At 49.8% G+C, this 19,227-nt stretch carries 15 protein-coding genes; 14 read left to right on the top strand and 1 reads right to left on the bottom strand.

Annotated features, from left to right (window positions below; translation table 11 throughout):
• The 13 genes from AB6V08_RS22910 to tssE form a co-directional block, all read left to right on the top strand.
• Positions 1–960: DUF2345 domain-containing protein (locus AB6V08_RS22910; protein WP_368545052.1), on the top strand; the 960-nt coding region annotated here is incomplete at its 5' end.
• 11 nt (positions 961–971) lie between these two features.
• Positions 972–2,417: a hypothetical protein gene (locus AB6V08_RS22905; protein ID WP_368545051.1), complete on the top strand. Its 1,446-nt coding sequence runs from the start codon at positions 972–974 to the stop codon at positions 2,415–2,417.
• 11 nt (positions 2,418–2,428) lie between these two features.
• On the top strand, positions 2,429–3,490 hold the full coding sequence (locus AB6V08_RS22900) for a type VI secretion protein ImpA (RefSeq protein ID WP_368545050.1): 1,062 nt from the start codon (positions 2,429–2,431) through the stop codon (positions 3,488–3,490).
• Position 3,491: 1 nt separating this feature from the next.
• Positions 3,492–4,355, top strand: a complete 864-nt coding sequence (locus tag AB6V08_RS22895; RefSeq protein ID WP_368545049.1) for a type VI secretion protein ImpA — start codon at positions 3,492–3,494, stop codon at positions 4,353–4,355.
• Positions 4,356–4,565: 210 nt separating this feature from the next.
• Positions 4,566–5,792, top strand: a complete 1,227-nt coding sequence (locus AB6V08_RS22890; protein ID WP_368545048.1) for a hypothetical protein — start codon at positions 4,566–4,568, stop codon at positions 5,790–5,792.
• A gap of 1,124 nt (positions 5,793–6,916) precedes the next feature.
• Complete coding sequence (locus tag AB6V08_RS22885; RefSeq protein WP_439649912.1) at positions 6,917–9,253, top strand: ImcF-related family protein; 2,337 nt, start codon at positions 6,917–6,919, stop codon at positions 9,251–9,253.
• Positions 9,253–10,848, top strand: a complete 1,596-nt coding sequence (gene tssA / locus AB6V08_RS22880; RefSeq protein WP_368545046.1) for a type VI secretion system protein TssA — start codon at positions 9,253–9,255, stop codon at positions 10,846–10,848. The genes AB6V08_RS22885 and tssA overlap by 1 nt, the downstream gene beginning before the upstream one ends.
• A 14-nt stretch (positions 10,849–10,862) precedes the next feature.
• Positions 10,863–12,122, top strand: a complete 1,260-nt coding sequence (locus AB6V08_RS22875) for a PAAR domain-containing protein (protein ID WP_368545045.1) — start codon at positions 10,863–10,865, stop codon at positions 12,120–12,122.
• Positions 12,122–12,550, top strand: a complete 429-nt coding sequence (locus AB6V08_RS22870) for a DUF1240 domain-containing protein (RefSeq protein WP_368545044.1) — start codon at positions 12,122–12,124, stop codon at positions 12,548–12,550. The genes AB6V08_RS22875 and AB6V08_RS22870 overlap by 1 nt, the downstream gene beginning before the upstream one ends.
• Before the next feature lie 718 nt (positions 12,551–13,268).
• Complete coding sequence (tssF, locus tag AB6V08_RS22865; protein WP_368545043.1) at positions 13,269–15,023, top strand: type VI secretion system baseplate subunit TssF; 1,755 nt, start codon at positions 13,269–13,271, stop codon at positions 15,021–15,023.
• Positions 14,987–16,072, top strand: coding sequence for a type VI secretion system baseplate subunit TssG (gene tssG / locus AB6V08_RS22860; protein ID WP_368545041.1), 1,086 nt, complete (start codon positions 14,987–14,989; stop codon positions 16,070–16,072). Before tssF ends, tssG begins: the two co-directional genes overlap by 37 nt.
• Positions 16,050–16,595, top strand: a complete 546-nt coding sequence (gene tssJ / locus AB6V08_RS22855; protein WP_368545040.1) for a type VI secretion system lipoprotein TssJ — start codon at positions 16,050–16,052, stop codon at positions 16,593–16,595. The genes tssG and tssJ overlap by 23 nt, the downstream gene beginning before the upstream one ends.
• A complete protein-coding gene (gene tssE, locus AB6V08_RS22850; protein ID WP_368545039.1) occupies positions 16,595–17,050 on the top strand; it encodes a type VI secretion system baseplate subunit TssE in 456 nt (151 codons plus the stop codon). The genes tssJ and tssE overlap by 1 nt, the downstream gene beginning before the upstream one ends.
• A 57-nt stretch (positions 17,051–17,107) precedes the next feature.
• Here tssE and AB6V08_RS22845 read toward each other — a convergent pair whose 3' ends face one another.
• Complete coding sequence (locus AB6V08_RS22845) at positions 17,108–17,578, bottom strand: hypothetical protein (protein WP_368545038.1); 471 nt, start codon at positions 17,576–17,578, stop codon at positions 17,108–17,110.
• Here AB6V08_RS22845 and AB6V08_RS22840 point away from each other — a divergent pair.
• A complete protein-coding gene (locus tag AB6V08_RS22840; protein ID WP_368545037.1) occupies positions 17,577–18,782 on the top strand; it encodes a VasL domain-containing protein in 1,206 nt (401 codons plus the stop codon). The genes AB6V08_RS22845 and AB6V08_RS22840 overlap by 2 nt on opposite strands.
• Positions 18,783–19,227 lie beyond the last annotated feature (445 nt).

Raw genomic sequence — 19,227 nt, 5'->3', positions numbered from 1 at the left:
GGGTTCGAGCTGCGAACCGACAGTTGGGGAGCGATACGGGCGCGGAAGGGGCTGTTCATCAGCGCGGACGGCCAGTCGGGTGCGCAGGGCGAGGTGCGCGAAATGGCGGCGGCGCTGGGTAACCTGAAGGCGGCGCAGGAGCAGATGACGGGCATCTCGGAGGACGCGCAGAAGGCGACGGCGGGAGCGGCGGAGGTGGGGGAGCAGATAAAGCTGCTGGAGCAGCGGCTGACGGACCTGAAGAAATCGGTGCTGCTGATGAGTGCGCCGGAGGGGGTGGCGTTGACGAGCGGCGGGCACCTTCAGGTGTCGGCGGTGAAGAACCTGATTGCGACGGCGGGCAGGAGCGGTGACGTGAGCGTGGTGAAGGACCTGTTCGTGGGGGTGGGTAATGCGCTGAGCGTGTTTGTGAGAAAGCTGGGGATGAAGCTGATAGCGAACCAGGGGGCGGTGGAGGTGGAGGCGCAGAACGGACTGATGGCATTGCTTGCGCGGAAGGACATCAGCATCGTGAGCACGGAAGATGAAATCAAAATCATCGCGAAGAAGAAAATCACGCTGAACGGCGGAGGAAGTTACATCACGCTGGATGCGAACGGGATAGAGCAGGCGACGGCGGGGGATTACCGGACCCGGGCGGCACATTATGGCAGGCAGGAAAAAGCCAGTATGAAAATAGCGCTGGCAGCACTTCCGGGGGAAATTAGCGGAGCGGTAAATCTGGCACTGAATTTCTTCGATCCAGATAACCAGCCTGTTGCAGGTGCGGCGTATACGATCACGTTTGAAGGAGGAAAGGTATTAAAGGGAAAACTCGATGAAAAGGGGTATTCACTGCACAAGAATGTTCCAAATGAAGATGCAAACGTTGTTTACCAACTGCCAGAACCATTACCCGACACCCCATGGCCGTCATATCAGGAATTAAATCAGGCGACTTCTTCTTCATTCACCGGTTAGCAGGAAAGGATATGAATAAGGATCTTCAAAATGCGCTGGCATTTTATCAGCCAGCCCCGGAAGGATGGTTCTCTGGGTATGCCCGAAAAATGGAAGCCGCAGGTGAATGGATATGGGAAACCATTCAGGGGGATTTTAATGAATCTCAGACCACTGGGCAGGTAGTGACTGGAACGCTGATCTCAATGATCCCTTTGGTCGATCAAATCTGTGATATTCGGGATCTCGTTGCAAACTGTAAAAAGATTAAGAAAGACAGTGATAACACCTGGTCCTGGGTTGCGCTGTGTCTGACATTGATAGGGCTATTTCCAACTCTGGGATCCTTCGTAAAAGGAGGTGTTAAGGTGCTTTTGCTGTCAGGCCGTAAGGGATTCCTTAACGGAACAAAGAAAGGGAGTGTGATCGCTGTATCTATTGAAAAAAGTATCGATTTGCTGAAAACATTCCTGGATATTCCCGCAGTGCGCTCCACCCTGAAATCGAAAAAAATTCATAATGCGTACCACTTTCTTGAAAAGCAGATTCGCACCCTTAATAGCTCTCTGTCTGTTCAGCCCTTGTTAAAAGCTTTTGATGAATTATTAGCGGCAACGCGCAGTCTGCTGGACACCGCAATTTCCTGGGGACCTGCATCGCTGCGTCGCCCGATCGCTGAACTCTGGGATATGCTTATGGAGGTGCGTGGTCTGGCAGATAAAATGCTGGCGAAGGCTCTGAAACCCGTGAATGACTACCTTGAACGTCTGGCAAACCGCCTGCGTGTTGAAGGGGATAATCTTTATCGTGCACGAGTGGGAAATAATAATCATGTTCTGGGGACAGAGCGTGCAGCGAAAGAAACAGAACTGTTTAAAGCAAATCAACCTGAGTGGGTGGATAAAAACATTCCGGCACGATATCCGCCTTTAGAAGCATTAGAAAAAGATCAGTTAGTTGCCATACAAAAAGGTTGGCCAGACATTCGCAAAATTGCAGACAGGCAATCGCCGCTAAATGGTAAATTTGATACTTTTGATAGCTCAATGCGTGCCATTGAGCTTCCGCCAGGAGAAAAACTGTACCGGGTTCTTGACCCCTCATCTGGTGATAACAGTATCTGCTGGATGCGAGAAAGTGAATTTAACTCCCTGAAATCTAAAAGTGACTGGCGACGCCGCTTCGCGGTGTGGAAAAGCTGGAATGAAAACGGTGAATATGTGGTCTATACCGTGCCTCCGGGTAAATCACTAAAAGTGTGGGAAGGAAGAGCTGGAACTCAGTTAAATGATATTGACAAGAGTTTTTCCCTCGAAGGTGGTGCCGTACAGATTATGGTGAACCCCACAGATTTAAAAAAAGAATTTACGGGCGAAAGATTGAAAACTGGTTGGGGTTACCAGGATGTTGAGAGCGATCCTGCGGCCCCTTACCTCGGGCTGCCGCACCTTGAAAATAAACATAAATGGTTTGAGTAAGGGAGAATCAAATGGCAACACTTCACCCTCTGGAATGTTATCTGCTGGAGCAGTTCAGCTCAATTGAACATTTTGCGGCCACACGGGATGCGATCATTGAATTTATCGATGCCCATGAAGCCGCTTACGCGCGTTATTTGCAAGAACTGCCAGTGCGTGGTCGTAATGATCCTCTATGGAAGCAGGGCGATGTGGTCTGGGGAAATCGTGTTCTGCCGAATATTCGGCCAGGCAAAGATCGCTATATCAACGCATATATTCTGAGAACTCATGATGATGCGGAAGCTTTCAATATCGGTCATGCGATGAAGAATTACAGAAAAGGCATCAGTGAATTCTGGAATGGCTGGATGACGGATCAAGAGCAGGCCCGGATAGCCAGGGCGGAATCGAAGGCTGACGAACTTGACCAACTCCTGAGCATGACCATCAGCGGCACATGGCAGGAAGGCAATCTTACCTATCTGGGGCCAAACAGCTTCTATCAACTGGAAACCTTGCCACGGCGTATTCCACGTTATGTTCTGGATAAAAAAGTCCGGGTAGAAAAGGACGAACTGCCGACTATTACCGGTATTTATCTTCCAGACGTTGCTCATGCGCCTGCACAGTTGCTTTACCCTGGCGTGAATTTTGGGAAACCACCCATCTGTCGTCAAGGTGTTAAGCGTAAGGAGTGGGTGGATCCTGACACGGGTATGCCTATTTATTCCTGGCAAGAAAGTCGCTGGGCGGAAACGGGCTGGACGCTTATTCGTCGGGTAGAGGATGAGTATATAAACGTTCCCGGGGAGGGATTTTTCCCCAATGGCACACCGGAAGAACTGTACAACTGGCCAGAGCGTGAAAAGGCGTTTGTCACACGCGAAGGGGAATATTTCAGTGCCTGGTCAGGAGAGCGGAGTCCGCACTCCGGTGAATGGTCGGTATTTACCGGAAATGAAATGAAATACGTATCCGTCGGAGAAGGGCAGATGCTGCCATATCTCACGGGTGTGGAGGGTACGACGCAGCGCGTTCGCTGGACGCTGATAAAGCGCGACGATAACGGGTCGGTATTCAGGACGAAATAAGATGGCAACACTCCACCCTCTGGAATGTTATCTGCTGGAGCAGTTCAGCTCAATTGAACATTTTGCGGCCACAAGGGATGCGATCATTGAATTTATCGATGCCCATGCAGCCGCTTACGCGCGTTATTTGCAGGAATTGCCTGTTCGCGGCCGCAATGAGCCTTTGTGGAAACAGGGTGACGTGGTCTGGGGAAGTCGGGTACTGCCAAATATCCGTTCTGCGCGCGAGCAATACAGTAATGCATTTATTTTACGTACGCATAATGATCCTACCGCATTCAAGATAGGACATGCCATGAAAGAATTCAGCAGAGGAATAAGTGAATTCTGGAATGGCTGGATGACAGATCAAGAGCAGACCCGGATAGCCAGGGCGGAATCGGAGGCGTATAAGCTTGATCAGAATATGACTTTTACAACAGACGATTCATGGGAAGAAGGCGATTTAACCTATCTTAGGGGCGAGGATTTTTATCCATCCTCATCTTTGCCGCGGCGCATTCCACGCTATGTTCTGGATAAAAAAGTCCGGGTGGAGAAGGATGAAGTGCCTACCGTTACCGGAATTTATCTTCCAGACGTCGATTTTGCGTCAGCGCAACTGCTCTACCCGGGCGTAAATTTCGGAAAGCCGCCCGTTTGCCGTCAGGGTGTCACTCGTGATGACTGGGTAAATCCTAAAACTGGAAAATCAGTATATACATGGGATGAAAGTCGCTGGGCGGAAACGGGCTGGACGCTTATTCGTCGGGTAGAGGATGAGTATATAAACGTTCCCGGGGAGGGATTTTTTCCCAACGGCACACCGGAGGAATTGTACAGCTGGCCCGAACGAGAAAAGGCATTTATTGTCCGCGAAGGGTAATGTGTTTGATTAAAACTGAAAGTTAAATATTTAAATTTAAGAAATGAATGCAAATTTTTAATTCTAGAACATCAAATTATAAAGTTGAGATGGATGGTTTTTTTATTTGATGGGGCAATGTTTATTGTCCCAGTCCGTTTTTCTGGAAAACTGCAAGTTAAACTTGTTAACAATAAAATAAATATTTCATAAATAAATCTCTTGCAACCTATGAAAAAAAATCCCTATGATTTAAAGAATCTCCCCCCTCTTGCAAACCGACCAAAAAATATCAATCTAATAAAATGGTTTTTTTCGCTAATAGTTTTTTTTCTAGTCGGTAGCATATGTCTTAAAGTCCTTTTTGGTAGCCATGTCGAGACAGTTTCGTGGGTATGGATTATTTTAACTATCTTCTTAATGTGGCTGGCTATTTTTATTGTGTACGTTTTAATGTGGCTAATCCTACATATTCGTGCAAATGGTATGGATAAAGCCAGGGAAGATTGGATTCTAAATCAAACCAGAAAAAGTCGTCGTGCATTGCAAATTCTTTACTCCGGTTTTATTACATGCCATATATCTGATCAGTCGAGTTTCTCTCCCTTGCAAAGTTTAATGAAAAACAAGGATGGTATTATTTCTCAAATAGATCGAAGAGGAAATAGTGGTATACGGCATTCTCAACTGCCGTACTCAAATACTGAGCCAGTGTTGACTCTAATTAAAAAGTGCCTGAATGAATTATTAATCCCTATTACTCAAATCCTTAAAAATCTACCTTCAGATACACCGGTTAAAATTTTGACCGAACTATCCACATCGGTTGAACACTCTGATGTTAAAGGGACTATCAGGGAGTTAATGTCAAACCATTGCTCAGATTATTCCATGGAGTTTATCTCAGGAAGTGGAATGGAGCTTATTGAAGACTGGCTCGAAAATAATATCCATGATCATGCAGTTCTACTTGTACTGGCGATGCAGGTTGATCCCGGCAAACCAGATGGAACTGCCGAAGCAATGTCAGCAATATTGTTTGGTAATCGATTAACTCAAAGAACTATTTCGCCAAAGGCATTCTTACACCGACCCGACCTCTCGACTTCGGATGCTCTCGAGTGCTCTATGCAGCAGGCTGCATATAATGTTCCTTTGCAAGACAATGTAGTCAAAAGTATATGGTTATCAAACCTGACAGCAGAACAGTATCAAACTGTTATTAAAAATGTTGGGAAATACCCAACTGAAGCAGTTGAGCCAGAGAATATCATTTATCCGGATACAACGATTGGCCACGCAGGCGCAGCATCCCAATGGCTGATTTGCTCTGCAGCTGCATGTGCTGCAGAGCAAATGGAAATCCCGCAGATGCTGATTATTGGAGATGGAACAAAAAACTTAATGTGGAGTGGATTAATAATGCCAGCTGTTGCATTACAGGAGAAGGAATCTTGAAGCGTATTATCACATTTTTTGTGCCGAAATCTGCGGAAGCTATGCTTCTAATTATATTCTTTATAATGCTTCTTTTATCTTTGGGGGTAGGTTTAGTCTCCTGGAAACAACCTGAACGCTTGGGCATTATTTCTGATAGCTCGCTTCAGTTAAAATGGGTAACTATTAGTTTCACCATTTCAGCCATTCTGGCGATATTCATTGCGATTTTAATTCCTCTGTTACGTCAGGCGGGTAAAAAAGGTTTTAATGAAAAGGTTAAGGATGTTAAAGGAGATGATGTTATCAAAGAAAAAGTGGCATCTAATAAAAAAACATCATCATACGAGAAATTAACTCTCGATCTTAAACGTCATCTGCGGTCGCGTTATACTATTTTTTGGCGTAGTAAAGTTCGTCTGCTATTGGTTACGGGCAATGACGATGCCATCGAAAAATTACTACCGGGTTTGAAAAAAAATACGTGGCTGGAAGGCAACCGCACTGTATTGATTTACTGTGGTAGTCTGACTGAAGAGCCGGACAAGGATAAATTCGAAACGCTTCGTAAATTACGCCGTGGGCATCCCCTGGATGGAGTTGTGAGGGTGATACCTCAGAGTCTCAATCTTACATCTCAAATCAGTGATAATGATCTGCGCGGACTGGAAAAAATCAGTGGACTATTGCGTTATGCTCCCCCAGTGTGGCTTTGGAAGCTATGTGAGAGCGACTGGTCTCAGACGGACCGTATTCAACAAGCTGTAGGCGCTTTTTTCCCACTTCGCGCAAATTCTGACGATATTACCCACCAGCTGGAATTGATGCTTCCGCTTTTACGGGCACAAGGTGTAAATCAGATAGCAGAATACAGGCAGAATGATTTTCTCCTCCGCCTTGCTCATTCCTTGAAACAAGGTGGGATTGACCGTTGGGCTCAGCAATTGTCTCCATGGCTGTATGCCGATCAGCAACGCATCCCATTACGAGGTCTGACGTTTAGTCTGACACAAGGTCATGAAGAAACTAAGGCCGATGAAGATAATCAATACATTCCAGAGTTACAACGCCATAGCATAACGCTGCCACCCACCTGGCAAGGCATCATCGATGACTGCACCCGCATTCGCGGTCGCCGCGTTGGGATGCCATGGGAGCAGACGCTCGCATGGGCGATCATGGCGGTGCTGGGCGTCTGGGGCTGCGGGCTTCTGCTCTCGTTTGCTCTGAACTATAACCAAATTTCTACCGTTGCGAGCAAAGCCCGTACCCTGGTAGAACATCCTTCGGTTTCGGATTATCAGCTGACGGCCCTCAACGAGCTGCGTAACGATGCGGGTCGACTGCAGCATCATATTAAGGACGGGACCCCGTGGTTCCAGCGTTTTGGGCTCGACCATAATCAGGCGCTTCTCGGCGCGATGCTGCCCTGGTATGGCGTGGCGAATAATCGACTGCTCCGCGATCCGGCCAGCGCCGCGCTTTCGCAAAAACTGACCGCGCTAATTAACTCCGAGCCTAACAGCGACAGACGCGCGCAGCTCGCAAAACCGGGTTATGACCAGCTCAAAGCCTGGCTGATGATGGCGCGTCCGGACAAAACGGACAGCGTCTTCTACGCACAAACCATGAAATCGGTTCAGCCATCCCACATGGGGATTTCAAACGGGCTGTGGCAGCTCCTTACCCCTGATTTGTGGGAGTTTTATATTGCGATGCTGCCTGAGCAGCCGCAGTGGAAAATCACCCCCGATGATGCGCTTGTTAGCCAGAGCCGGCAGGTCCTGTTGCAGCAGATTGGCCGTCGTAACGCAGAGGGAACGCTGTACGAGAACATGCTCAAATCGGTGCGTCGTAACTTTGCCGATGTGACGCTGGAAGACATGACCAGCAGTACCGATGCCCGCCGTCTGTTCTCTACGGATGAAGTGGTGCCGGGCATGTTCACCCGTCAGGCATGGGAAGGGGGCGTTCAGCAGGCCATTGAAAAGGCCGCGAACTCTCGCCGGGACGAGATTGACTGGGTGTTGAGCGATAGCCGTAAGGCCGTGTCGGCAGATATGTCGCCAGAGGCATTAAAAGCCCGCCTGACCGAGCGCTACTTTACCGACTTCGCCGGTAGCTGGCTGAACTTCCTCAACAGCCTGCACTGGAATCCGACGAGCAATATTGCAGACGTCACAGACCAGCTGACCCTGATGAGCGATGTCCGTCAGTCGCCGCTGATTGCCCTGATGAACACCCTGGCGTGGCAGGGGCAGACGGGCCAGCAGCGTGAAGGCCTGTCTGATTCGATTATCAAGTCGGCTAAAGATCTGATTGGTAACAAGGATAAACCGGCTATCGATCAGAGTGCCGCCGGGCCTCAGGGACCGCTGGATGACACCTTCGGGCCATTACTGACGCTGATGGGGAAAAACAACGCCGGTAACGTGATGTCCGCGGACAGTACGCTCAGTCTGCAAACTTACCTGACCCGAATCACCCGCGTTCGCCTGCGTCTTCAGCAGGTTGCCAGCGCTTCAGATCCGCAGGAGATGATGCAGACGCTGGCTCAAACCGTCTTCCAGGGGAAAAGCGTTGATCTGACCGATACCCAGCAATACGGAAGCCTGGTGGCTGCCAGCCTTGGCGAAGAGTGGAGCGGATTCGGCAATACGATGTTCGTACAACCTCTGACGCAGGCCTGGGAAACGGTGCTTCAGCCGTCAGCCGCCAGCCTCAACGACAGATGGAGCCGCTCGGTCGTCGGGAACTGGCGCACGGCATTTGATGGTCGCTTCCCGTTTGCTGCCACAAAAAGCGATGCTTCACTGCCGATGCTGGCCGAGTTTATCCGTAAAGATACGGGCCGCATCGATCGCTTCCTGACGACGGAGCTCAGCGGCGTGCTGCATAAAGAGGGAAGCCAGTGGGTACCGGATAATGCGCACAGCCAGGGGTTAACGTTTAATCCGGCCTTCCTCAAGGCCGTTAATCAGCTGAGCCAGCTGTCGGATATCCTGTTTACCGATGGCAGTCAGGGGATCAGCTTTGAGCTTCAGGCTCGCCCGGCGGCGCAGGTCGTTGAAACACAGCTCACTATCGACGGACAGAAGCTCCACTATTTCAACCAGATGGCTGACTGGCAGTCATTCCGCTGGCCAGGGGAAACCTATAAGCCGGGCACGATGCTGACCTGGACTTCTACCAGCGCGGGCGCTCGCCTGTACGGCGATTACAGCGGCACGTGGGGCTTTATTCGCTGGCTGGAACAGGGCAATCGCCAGCAGATTGACCGCAGCCAGTGGATGATGACCTATACCGCTCCGGATGGGCGCACGCTGCAATGGGTGCTGCGTTCTCAGCTGGGAAGCGGCCCGCTGGCGCTGCTGGCATTGAGAAACTTCAAACTGCCCGATCAGATTTTCACTGTGGATCCCGCAGCGGCAGCACAAGCAATTTCCAGCAACGACAGCATTGCCATGGACGGAGAGGATTAATGACTTTATTACAAAATTTACTCAGCAGCTGTGGTGTTGAAGAAAATGCGCTGATGAGTCAGGCGCGTGAGCGTGCCGCTGACTGGGAACGCTGGCTTGCACCTGTTAACAGCCACGTCCCGGTTGGAGAAGATCCGGGTTACGACGATGATTTCCAGCGCATTCGTGAAGAGGTCAACAAGCTCTCTGGTATTGATACGGGACTGATTTGTGAGTTGGCAGAAAAACTCCTGACAACCACCTGCAAGGATTTGCGGGTAGTCACTTTTTACGCCTGGGCCCGCTTACACCAGGACGGCGAAGCCGGGCTGGCTGAAGGGCTGGAACTGATGGCGGCGATGCTTGAACGTTTCGGAAATCAGCTTCACCCCCAGCGCGCTCGCAGCTGCAAAACAGCCCTCGAATGGCTGGGCAGTAGCCGCGTCACCGATAGCCTGTCGCTGTATCCTGAAGTGGATGTGGCCGTGATGCAGCGCATTACGGCGGCATTATTGCTGGCTGAAAAGCGGTTCGAGACATTTGAACCGCAAGCGCGTCCTGAGCTTGGCGCGCTTTATCGTGCACTTGATCTCAGGCTGGCACAGAGCGGTGGCGCTAACAGCATGGTGCCGCAGACCAGCCGCGAGGACAGTGCCCTTTCATCGTCAGCCAGCGCTTCAGCGCCCCTCATGAATGCCGTTACGTCAGGGCGCGATTTGCTCGACCAGGCAAAAGTGCTGGCGAAATATCTGCGCGATCGACCGGGCGGCTGGCTTGCTGGTCATCACCTGTTAAAAAGCGTCCGCTGGGACACCCTAACAGAGCTACCGCCGCTGGATGCATCTGGCCGCACCCGTCTGGTTCCCCCTAAACCTGACAACAAAGCGCATTTAAAGCGTCTTTACCTGCAAAACAGCTGGTCAGAACTTTTGGAGCATACCGACATCCTGTTGGCTCAAGGGGTTAACCACCTGTGGCTGGATGTGCAGTGGTATACGTGGCAGGCGCTGGTAAGGCTCGATGCCGATACCGTCCGTGCTGACATCATCTGCCGTGACCTGAAAGGACTGCTTGCTCGTCTGCCGGGACTGGAAACGCTGGCATTCAACGACGGCACCCCCTTCGCCGACGAAGTTACGCTGAACTGGATTAACGAAAAGGTTCGGGATGATGTGGCGGGTTGGAAAGGTGAGGCGGTTGCGGTATCAGCATCGTCAAGTGATGACGTTTTGATGCTGGAGCCTGAAGTGTTGGCAAAAGCTGACAGCGAGGGTATTGATGCCGCCATCAACTGGTTACAAACCCGTCCGGGTTACACCTCTTCTCGCGACCGATGGCTAATGCGTTTGCTAATGGCGCGCGTGACGGAGCAGTACGGCAAAAATGAAATGGCGCTGTATTTGCTGGGTGAACTCGATGGCAGCGCCCGCACGCTTACGCTTGAACAATGGACGCCGGAGCTGACGTTTGAAGTTAAAGCCCGTCGCCTGAAGCTGTTGCGGGCAAAAGCGAGCCGCAGCGAAGCGGATAAAGTGCGATTGCAGTCTGAAATGGACACTCTCTTATCAGGTCTTATCACATTGGATGCCGCGCGAGCTTCGATACTTTGCAACTGAAGGAATAGACTGTTATGGCAAAAGGATATTTTCTTGTACAGGGAGATCAAACGACCTGTGGCGGCAGGATTTTAGAAGGTGCTTCCGATCATACTTTATTTGGAAAAGCGATAGCTCGGGACAAGGACAGAGTATCCTGCGGCAAACATCCTGGGACGTTTTTAATTGCCGGAGGTATTCCAAATGATACCATTCATGGTCGCAATATGGCTGGTACACTTGATAGTGTAAGCACTTGTCCTTGTAATGCGCGTTTTGTACCCTCTATGTTACAAGACACCTATGAAGGCGGCAGTAGTTCAGCTCCCGAAAATGATTCGACAGAGGCATCACCAGATAACTCTAATCGTAAGTTTCCTTCTTATTTAACAGGTGAGAAATCTGAGGCAGGGTTTGTTTCCGATTACCCTGTGTTAAAAAATACTCTGGATTTACCTGATGAAAATTTAAGGATGATGCTAAAGCATAAAAATCAGGATGTTATGTTACTGACTCTTCCAGAAGTGTTTGAAATTTTATCTTCCTGGGGGGCATGGAAGAATGGTTGGGTTACAATTACAGACAGTATTCCAGGAAAAATAGTCGTTAACTATGGTACGAACATAAAAGATGTTGTCACTACATCGATGATAATTAGCCAGTTAGGTAGTTTTGGCATAAAAGCTACAGTGTATGTGAATCATAAAGGAACTGAACTCATTAAAATCAGTGGGTATCCAGCCGTTCGGAAAATTTTAAAAGCGCCAGTCTTTGCTGCAAAAAATCCAAAAATTGTTGATATTGGTATAGGTAAGTATGGGCTGGCAAAGTCAATCATTTCAGGTGCACGATTGACCTTTTATGTTGCTGCCGCGTATCGCACAATCGATTACATAATGAACGACGAAACCTCATTATCTGAATTTATCGATAGTCTGGCAACCGATGTTATTAAAATAGGAATAGCCTCGGCAGTCGTATGGGGGGTAGGGCTCGTAATGGTAACACCATGGATTGTTGCTAACATGGCATTAGTTGTCGCAGTGGGAGCCATTGCTACGATTACCTTAAATGTTTTGGATGATAAATTTGGGATGACTGATAAGATTGTCGCATATATCGAATCTGCGCAACAAGAATTCGCATATAAAGCAAGAGAGGCTGAAAAGGGTATTCTGGATCTCGGAGCTATGTATGCCGAACAGATGCTGATAAAAGGAAAGCAACTAATTGAAGAGGAATTCCGAAATTATGTTCAGGAGAATTTAATGAACATCCGAAGGAGATTATACTAATGTTTGAGGCTAAGATTCGTCCTTGCCTGGCCATAGTCATTATTTTGGCTTTGGATTTTCTGTGTTTTTATCTTGGGCGATATATATTTTTGGGATATTGGTTATTTGAAGATGATATAGTTTTTTCGTGGTTGTCCATTTCACTGATCGCACTTCCTGTTATAATGATCTTTCCATTTTTTTATTTCATATTACTTTTTGTTAAGGGGAGGGATTTCGCATTTAAAAAGATGGATGGCTATGTTCCTTTTTTAAAATGGAGTTGTATTGCTATCGTTATTTTAGGCGCGTTGTTTTCCATCTTTTATCCAAGTGAATTACTGGATAGGGGTTATACTCGTTGTAATGGAATTCCTTCGGGTTGGATGCCAGGTACTGCTTCACGCTACGTTAAGTACGCTTCTCTCTGCACCCAAAATGATAGATGATTTTCGAAAGGATTATATCTGCACTTTCATATTTAACTATAAAAGAGAAGGTTTTATTGAATCTGAGATATAAGGTTGTTAAGACGAACAATTGAGAAAATTATCAGAGGGATATATTTAACAGCATGGGAAATAAGAGTTGTTTTTGCAATAATAATCTCATCCCTTATTTTAGTTTCTTTTCTAAATCTCTGGTTTTATGAGTCTATTGATTGCCTAATTTTTCATGATGTGATGATTTTTCCTGGATATCATTAAGTCTTGCATTAATCGCTTTAATGTTTACGTTTCCTATATTTTGGTTTGTTTTTTTATTTGCGAGCAAGGCGAGGAAATAAAATAAATTCACCTGCATCTTCTTTAAAATATGTCATTACATCTCCCTTGGTATTAACATGCTCATTATTTTTGGTTGCAGGTTAGTATTAAAATAAAAGGATATACTATCTGTTCGGTATGGCTTCTGGTTGGGTGTCGGAAATGGCAATAGAATGCGTCATCTCATCTGCTACGTGCGACAAAGCGTGAGGAGGGTGGGGGAATGTCATTATTATGTTTAACTTATTATTGCCTGGCAATGTAACAGCATGATTAGTCAACGGCGCAACGTTTTTTTCCGGCTGTTAAGTGAAAGATGTATGTTTGACGCGTTTTATTTTTTTAGATACTAATTTTATTTAATCGTGTAACAGTAATAATTAACTAAATAGATACTCATATGGACGACTTAACCCTGCGTTATTACGACGCCGAAATGCGCTACCTGCTCGAAGCGGGTGAAGAATTTGCTCGCGCTCATCCTGAGCAGGCCGCCATGCTCAATCTCGATAAAGCGGGGGCGCGTGACCCGTATGTGGAGCGTCTGTTCGAAGGATTCGCCTTCCTGATGGGGCGGCTGCGCGAGAAGCTCGACGATGACCTGCCGGAACTGACCGAAGGGCTGGTCAGCCTGCTCTGGCCGCATTACCTGCGAACCATTCCCTCTATGTCCGTCGTTGAATTCACTCCTGACTGGCGTGAAATGAAAGAGCCGATGTGCGTTAGCAAAGGCTTTGAGGTTGTTTCACGCCCGATTGGTGAAAAAGCGACGCGCTGCCGTTATACCACGACGAAAGAGATAAACCTTCAGCCGCTGGCGCTAGATAAGGCCCGTTTAACTACCGATCCTGATGGTCGTTCGGTAGTGACGCTGCGTTTTTACTGTAGCGATCTTGCGGACTGGAGCCGGATCGATCTCAGCTGTATACCGCTCTACTTCGATGCCGATGCCCCTTTAGCCTGTGCAATGCACGAAGCCTTTACCATGAATGTCGCACGTCTATGGCTGCGTCTGCCTGACGATATGGACAGAAGACCGCTCGACGGACACTTCACTGCTATGGGCTTTGGCGACAACGACGGTTTATGGCCGAAAGGCGACAGCAGTTTCAGCGGCTATCAGCTGCTGCTTGAGTACTTCACCTTCCGGGAGAAGTTTATGTTTACCGGGCTGCGCGGTCTGGAGACGGTTGCTTTACCCGCTCAGCTTAAATGGTTTGAAATCGACGTCGTTCTTAACGAACGCTGGGAGCATGACTTCAGCTTCACCGAGAAGCATCTTCGCCTGAACTGCGTGCCGGTAATCAATCTTTTCCCGCTGGAATCCGATCCGCTAACGCTGAACTCGCTGCAGACGGAATACCTGCTTCGACCAATGCGCGTGCAGGATGGACATACAGAGATTTATGCCGTGGATTCCGTGATGTCATCCAGCCAGCATATGTATGTGCCGTTCTCGAGCTTCCGTCATAAAGGCGGAATGATGCGCCACGAAGCGCCGGAATATTACTACCACACCCGCGTTCGTCGCGGTCCTTCCGGGCTCTATAACACCTGGCTTATCCTCGGGGGAGAGGCGTTCGACAACCATACGGTGCCTGCCGATGAGAGCCTGTCGTTGACGCTAACCGGAACGAACGGTCAACTACCTCGCCGAGCGTTACAAAGCACGGTGCTTGATACGGTGATGAAGACCACATCAGCCAGTATCGCGGTGCGCAATCTCTGTGCGCCTACGCTGCCGTGTTATCCGCCGGATCAGGATCGCTTCCACTGGCGTGTGCTGAGCCATCTTGGCAGCGGCTTCCTCTCTATGATGGACAACGCAGAGGTCCTGCGCGGTACGCTGGCCCTGTATGAATGGACGCACAGCGAGATGAACCGCCGCCGTCTGGAAGCCATTATCGACGTGAAGCACAGTGAAACAGAGCGCTTTGAACAGGGCTATCTGGTGCGCGGCGTGCAGATTGAAGTGACTCTGGACAGTCATGGCTTTGCGGGTCGCGGAGATATTTGTCTGTTCGGAGAGATGCTGAGCCGATTCTTCGCGCTCTATACCGATATTTACCTCTTTAACCGCCTTATCATCACCCTGCAACCCACCGGAGAGCGCCTCGAATGGGAAGAGAAACACAACCGTCGTATTCCCGGTTAACGCCAAGGCTTGAGGCCGAACTGACCCGAATTAATTTCTATCGATTCTGTCAGCTCCTGGAAAAACGTCAGCCCGACAAGCCTCTGTTGGGCTCGAGCAGCCATCCTTCGGACGATCCGGTACGGTTTTGCCCGCATCCGGGGATGGGATTCCCGACCAGTGAATTCAGGGCAGTCGAGTACGACGAAGAGGACGAGAATAAGCCGCCGGTTATTCGCACCACCTTTATGGGCCTGTACGGCGTAGATTCGCCGCTGCCGACCGCGTATCTCGATGACATTACCCAGCGCAGGGAAGGGCACGAGGCGCTTCAGGGCTTTCTCGATATTTTCAGTCATCGCATTCTGACGCAGTTTTATCGTATCTGGCGCAAATACTCCTATCCGGCCACGTTCGAAGCGGGGGGAGCGGATACGCTCTCCCAGTCTCTGTTGGGCCTGGTCGGCTTGGGTATTCCAGGCACAGCGAACCACATTGCTACGCCGGTATCTCGGTTCCTTGCTCTGCTTGGCGTGTTACGTCAGCCTGCCAAAACGCAAGAGGGAGTGCAGGCGCTGGTGAGCCTGCTGGCGCCTCATACAACGGTGCGCGTCAGTCCTTACTGCCTGAGGCCTGTCGAAATCAGCCATCCGCTGGGATTTTATGACGATCGGGATTTTCTGCTCGATGGCAATACGCCCCTCGGTGATGAGGCGATGGATGCCAACAGTCAGCTGCTGATCGCGCTGGCTACCGATAACGAGCAGGAAGCTGAGGGCTGGAAGCCGGACGGTCTGCTGTATCAGGATTTTCTGGTGATGCTTAGGGTCTATTTGGGCTGGCGCTTTAAGGCCCGAATCACCCTGACGATAGGGACGCGTTTGCTAAAAGTGCCTCCGCTTGGTGAAGGGGCGTTCTGGCTGGGGATGAACGGTGTACTGGGCGCCGAAGGCGATGATCTTCCGGATGATATCCCTCTGACCTTTACCACGGAGCTGGGTAATTACACGGGTTTGCAGCCTGCTAAACCACAACAAGGAAATCGAAGTGTTGCGTACAAGTTTGACTAAAATCTCCCGCTGGCTGCTGCCTCTGATGGTGTTAAACATAACCGGATGCGGGCTGACGCAAAGCGTTACGGATGGGACGAAATCTGCTTTCAACTCTGTCTTTTATAAGAAGATTAAGGTCCTGCATTTAGACTTCACCGCGCGTGAGGAGCTGAACACGGATGCCCGGGAAAGCAATTCCCTGTCCGAGCCTGTCGTGGTGCGTGTTTACCAGCTGAAAGATCGTAAGGAGTTCGACAAAACGGTTTACCAACAGCTGCTTAAGGAGGGTGACACTCTTCTTAAAAGCGATTTGCTGGCGAGCCGCGACCTTGTTGTTAAGCCTGGAGGCGATGCCAGTCTCGACATGCCGATGGAAGCCGACGCGAAGTTTGTCGCCATTGTTGGGCTCTTCCGCCATCCGGATATGGACAATAATACCTGGAGACTGGTCATCGAGCGGGAAAATCTCGATCCCGATAAGCCGCGTATTGTTGAAGCCGGGAAAAACCACCTGACATTACAGCCTGTTAAGGAGGATTAATGCCGCAGGGACACAATACCCCCTCGCTGTATGAAATGCTCTCGGGTCATTTCAGTGGCGGCCTTGAGCTTCATCAGGTCAACGAAAAAAATCAGGTGATCCTCTCCGTGCTCGATAATATGCAGCGGATCCTCAACTGCCGGGCCGGAACGCTGGCGCATTTGCCGGACTATGGTCTGCCGGATATGACCCGGATCCTCCAGGGCATGCCCGGCACGGCTCACCAGCTCATGAGCACATTTTCGGGCGTGCTGCTGAAGTTTGAGCCGCGCCTGAAAAGTATCAAGGTGATCCTTCTCGAACAGCTACAACCCGGCGAGCTCCGCTATGCCATCGATGCAGAACTAAAAGGCGTCGGGCTTGTACGTTACGGCACGGAGTTCATGCCGGAAGGGCGCGTCCTGCTTCGCCATCTTAAACAGCAGCAGTATCTTGACCATCAATCCCGAATCTGAGACCTGTCATTATTCCTACAGGAAGTTAGTTAATACATGTCAGCAAAATCGCAATTCTTAAAAAAACTCCAGTCCCGTCAGCCGTCTACCGGTTCCTTCAAAAATAAGAGTGAGGCCGACATCGCTGCGTTTTGCCAGCGAATGGGGCTGCTTCAGGAAAAAATGACCGGCTGGCTGGCTGATACGGGTGTCTCGGCAGACGGCTTTTCCGTGTCCCTTTCCGATCTGCTGGTCGCGGGAGGGGCTTTTGATGTTCCGGGCATCATCCTGCGCTTTGAAGACCGAGCGATAAAGTTCACCCCGCTTTTTTTGTACGGCCACGGTGTGACCGGATGCGTGGAGATAACGCTCATTGCCGACGGCAAAAATATCCCTCTTGGGCGTCTGTTTATGTGCTCGGGTGAAATTACGGACTGGACCTGCCGCCTGGCCGGGTCTGTATCTCAGCGCCAGATCGCATTCGATGAAGAGGCTTTTTTCAGCGTTGTGGAAGGCCTGCTCTCCTAGCGGATAAAGGGAAAAATCCATGAATAATCATCTTAAAACCGGCGGCGATCCTCGCGCGCTGTCGGATTATGCTGTGCTGCGCGATGAACTGGCAAAACTGTCCCATCCGGCGCGTCCGGATGTTGACTGGCAGAGCGTTGAGAAACTGAGTTTGTCGCTGTTTCGTCAAAACGGAATCGAGCTGCAAACGCTCGCCTGGTACACGCTCGCCCGGACACGTATTGCAGGAATTACGGGGCTAAACGAAGGGCTGGCCATTATGGAGGCGCTGGTGGCGAACCAGTGGGGCACGCTGTGGCCTCAGCCGGTTCACGCCAGAATGGAAATTTTGTCAGGCTTTAGCCAACGTCTGCAGTCTGTGCTGCGCACGCTTACCCTGGGCTATGCCGATCTGCAGCAGGTTTACGAGGCGGAGCGGCATCTTAACGCGCTGCGAGATGTGCTGGAGCGTCTGGAGCTGAAAAATGCCAGCCAGATAAACGAGCTATGCAACTTTATGCATAATGCGACCACGCGTCTCGAAAACATGAGCGACAACCAGATTGACAGCCCTGCGGTTGTGCTGCCCGCTACGGCCACGCGTCCCGATCCTCTGATTTATGTTGCCCGCGAAGAACAGCCAGAGCCGAATATCGTCACGCTTACGCATGAGCCATCACCCAGGCCGTGGAAGGCATTTTTGGCGGGCGTGATGACCATGCTGGTGGTGGGCGGTGCCGGACTGTGGGGCTGGCAACACGTTGGTCCGCAGCCCGCTACGCCGGTTCCGGTTAGTTCCGATGAGAGTTCATTAACGGCGCTTAGCCAGCTTCCTCCGTTATGGCGCCAGGAATACGGTTTTGTACTGGCATCCCGAGCGGAGCCTGCCGAGGCCGATAAGCTGAAAACCCAGTGGCAGCAGTACATTAATGGCAATGCTTTGCCGCCTGAGGCGCTTGGTGGATGGCATCAGGGAATGGATGGTCTACAAGAGTTAACCCGGCGATTAAATGCGCTGGATGAACGTAAAGGAAAATACCTGACCGGTTCCGAACTCAAGTCGATGGTCTTTACCATCATGCAGGATTTTGGGCGTTCGGTTCCGGTTGAGGAGCAGCTTTACCAGCTGAGCCTGGATAACAGCGGGGAACCTCTTGCACCTTCACTTCTACTGCAGACGGATATCTATATGAATCAGCTGCTGAATCGCTATATGTTGATCAGGCAGCAGAAGAATGGGTTGTAGATTAATTGTATTATTTAATTTGTTTGAAAAAATGCATTTATTAAACAAGTATGATTAAAAAATAACAATAATTTTCTATAACGTGAGGTTCAATAATGTGTTAGTGGATTTGTTATGTGAAATTAAAACTGAAAGTGAAAACATAATTCGCGTAAATTATTGATTGATTATTTATTGTTATAGGGTTTGCCGGTAAAGGTTTTGAAGTAGGGTTTATAAAAAAATTAAGCGGTGAGCAATCCATTAATTTTTACCTATGTTTTCAGTCCGTAAAACGATCTGTCACAAGGAATGCACTCATGACCAGTCATCCCTCTTTAGTATTCAGCCACAGCCACCATCTGCTGGCGGTAAAAGAGTGCCCGTCCGGGCTGGACGTGCTGGCCCTGGAGGGGCACGAGGCCCTGAGCCAGCCGTTCCGCTACCGCATCGAGTTCACCAGCGC

It is taken from the genome of Enterobacter soli (assembly GCF_964208575.1).
GTDB lineage: Bacteria > Pseudomonadota > Gammaproteobacteria > Enterobacterales > Enterobacteriaceae > Enterobacter > Enterobacter soli_A.
The sequence above is the reverse complement of the archived record's forward strand: the minus strand, read 5'-3'. Positions and strand labels throughout refer to the sequence as shown.

Excerpts from the sequence above, each read along its gene's own strand:
- AB6V08_RS22900 (WP_368545050.1), top strand. The coding sequence starts at position 2,429 with ATGGCAACACTTCACCCTCTGGAATGTTATCTGCTGGAGCAGTTCAGC.
- AB6V08_RS22845 (WP_368545038.1), bottom strand. The coding sequence starts at position 17,578 with ATGGATTTTTCCCTTTATCCGCTAGGAGAGCAGGCCTTCCACAACGCT.
- AB6V08_RS22895 (WP_368545049.1), top strand. The coding sequence starts at position 3,492 with ATGGCAACACTCCACCCTCTGGAATGTTATCTGCTGGAGCAGTTCAGC.
- tssG (WP_368545041.1), top strand. The coding sequence starts at position 14,987 with ATGGGAAGAGAAACACAACCGTCGTATTCCCGGTTAACGCCAAGGCTT.
- AB6V08_RS22875 (WP_368545045.1), top strand. The coding sequence starts at position 10,863 with ATGGCAAAAGGATATTTTCTTGTACAGGGAGATCAAACGACCTGTGGC.
- tssA (WP_368545046.1), top strand. The coding sequence starts at position 9,253 with ATGACTTTATTACAAAATTTACTCAGCAGCTGTGGTGTTGAAGAAAAT.
- AB6V08_RS22905 (WP_368545051.1), top strand. The coding sequence starts at position 972 with ATGAATAAGGATCTTCAAAATGCGCTGGCATTTTATCAGCCAGCCCCG.
- AB6V08_RS22890 (WP_368545048.1), top strand. The coding sequence starts at position 4,566 with ATGAAAAAAAATCCCTATGATTTAAAGAATCTCCCCCCTCTTGCAAAC.
- tssE (WP_368545039.1), top strand. The coding sequence starts at position 16,595 with ATGCCGCAGGGACACAATACCCCCTCGCTGTATGAAATGCTCTCGGGT.
- AB6V08_RS22885 (WP_439649912.1), top strand. The coding sequence starts at position 6,917 with ATGCCATGGGAGCAGACGCTCGCATGGGCGATCATGGCGGTGCTGGGC.
- AB6V08_RS22840 (WP_368545037.1), top strand. The coding sequence starts at position 17,577 with ATGAATAATCATCTTAAAACCGGCGGCGATCCTCGCGCGCTGTCGGAT.
- tssF (WP_368545043.1), top strand. The coding sequence starts at position 13,269 with ATGGACGACTTAACCCTGCGTTATTACGACGCCGAAATGCGCTACCTG.
- AB6V08_RS22870 (WP_368545044.1), top strand. The coding sequence starts at position 12,122 with ATGTTTGAGGCTAAGATTCGTCCTTGCCTGGCCATAGTCATTATTTTG.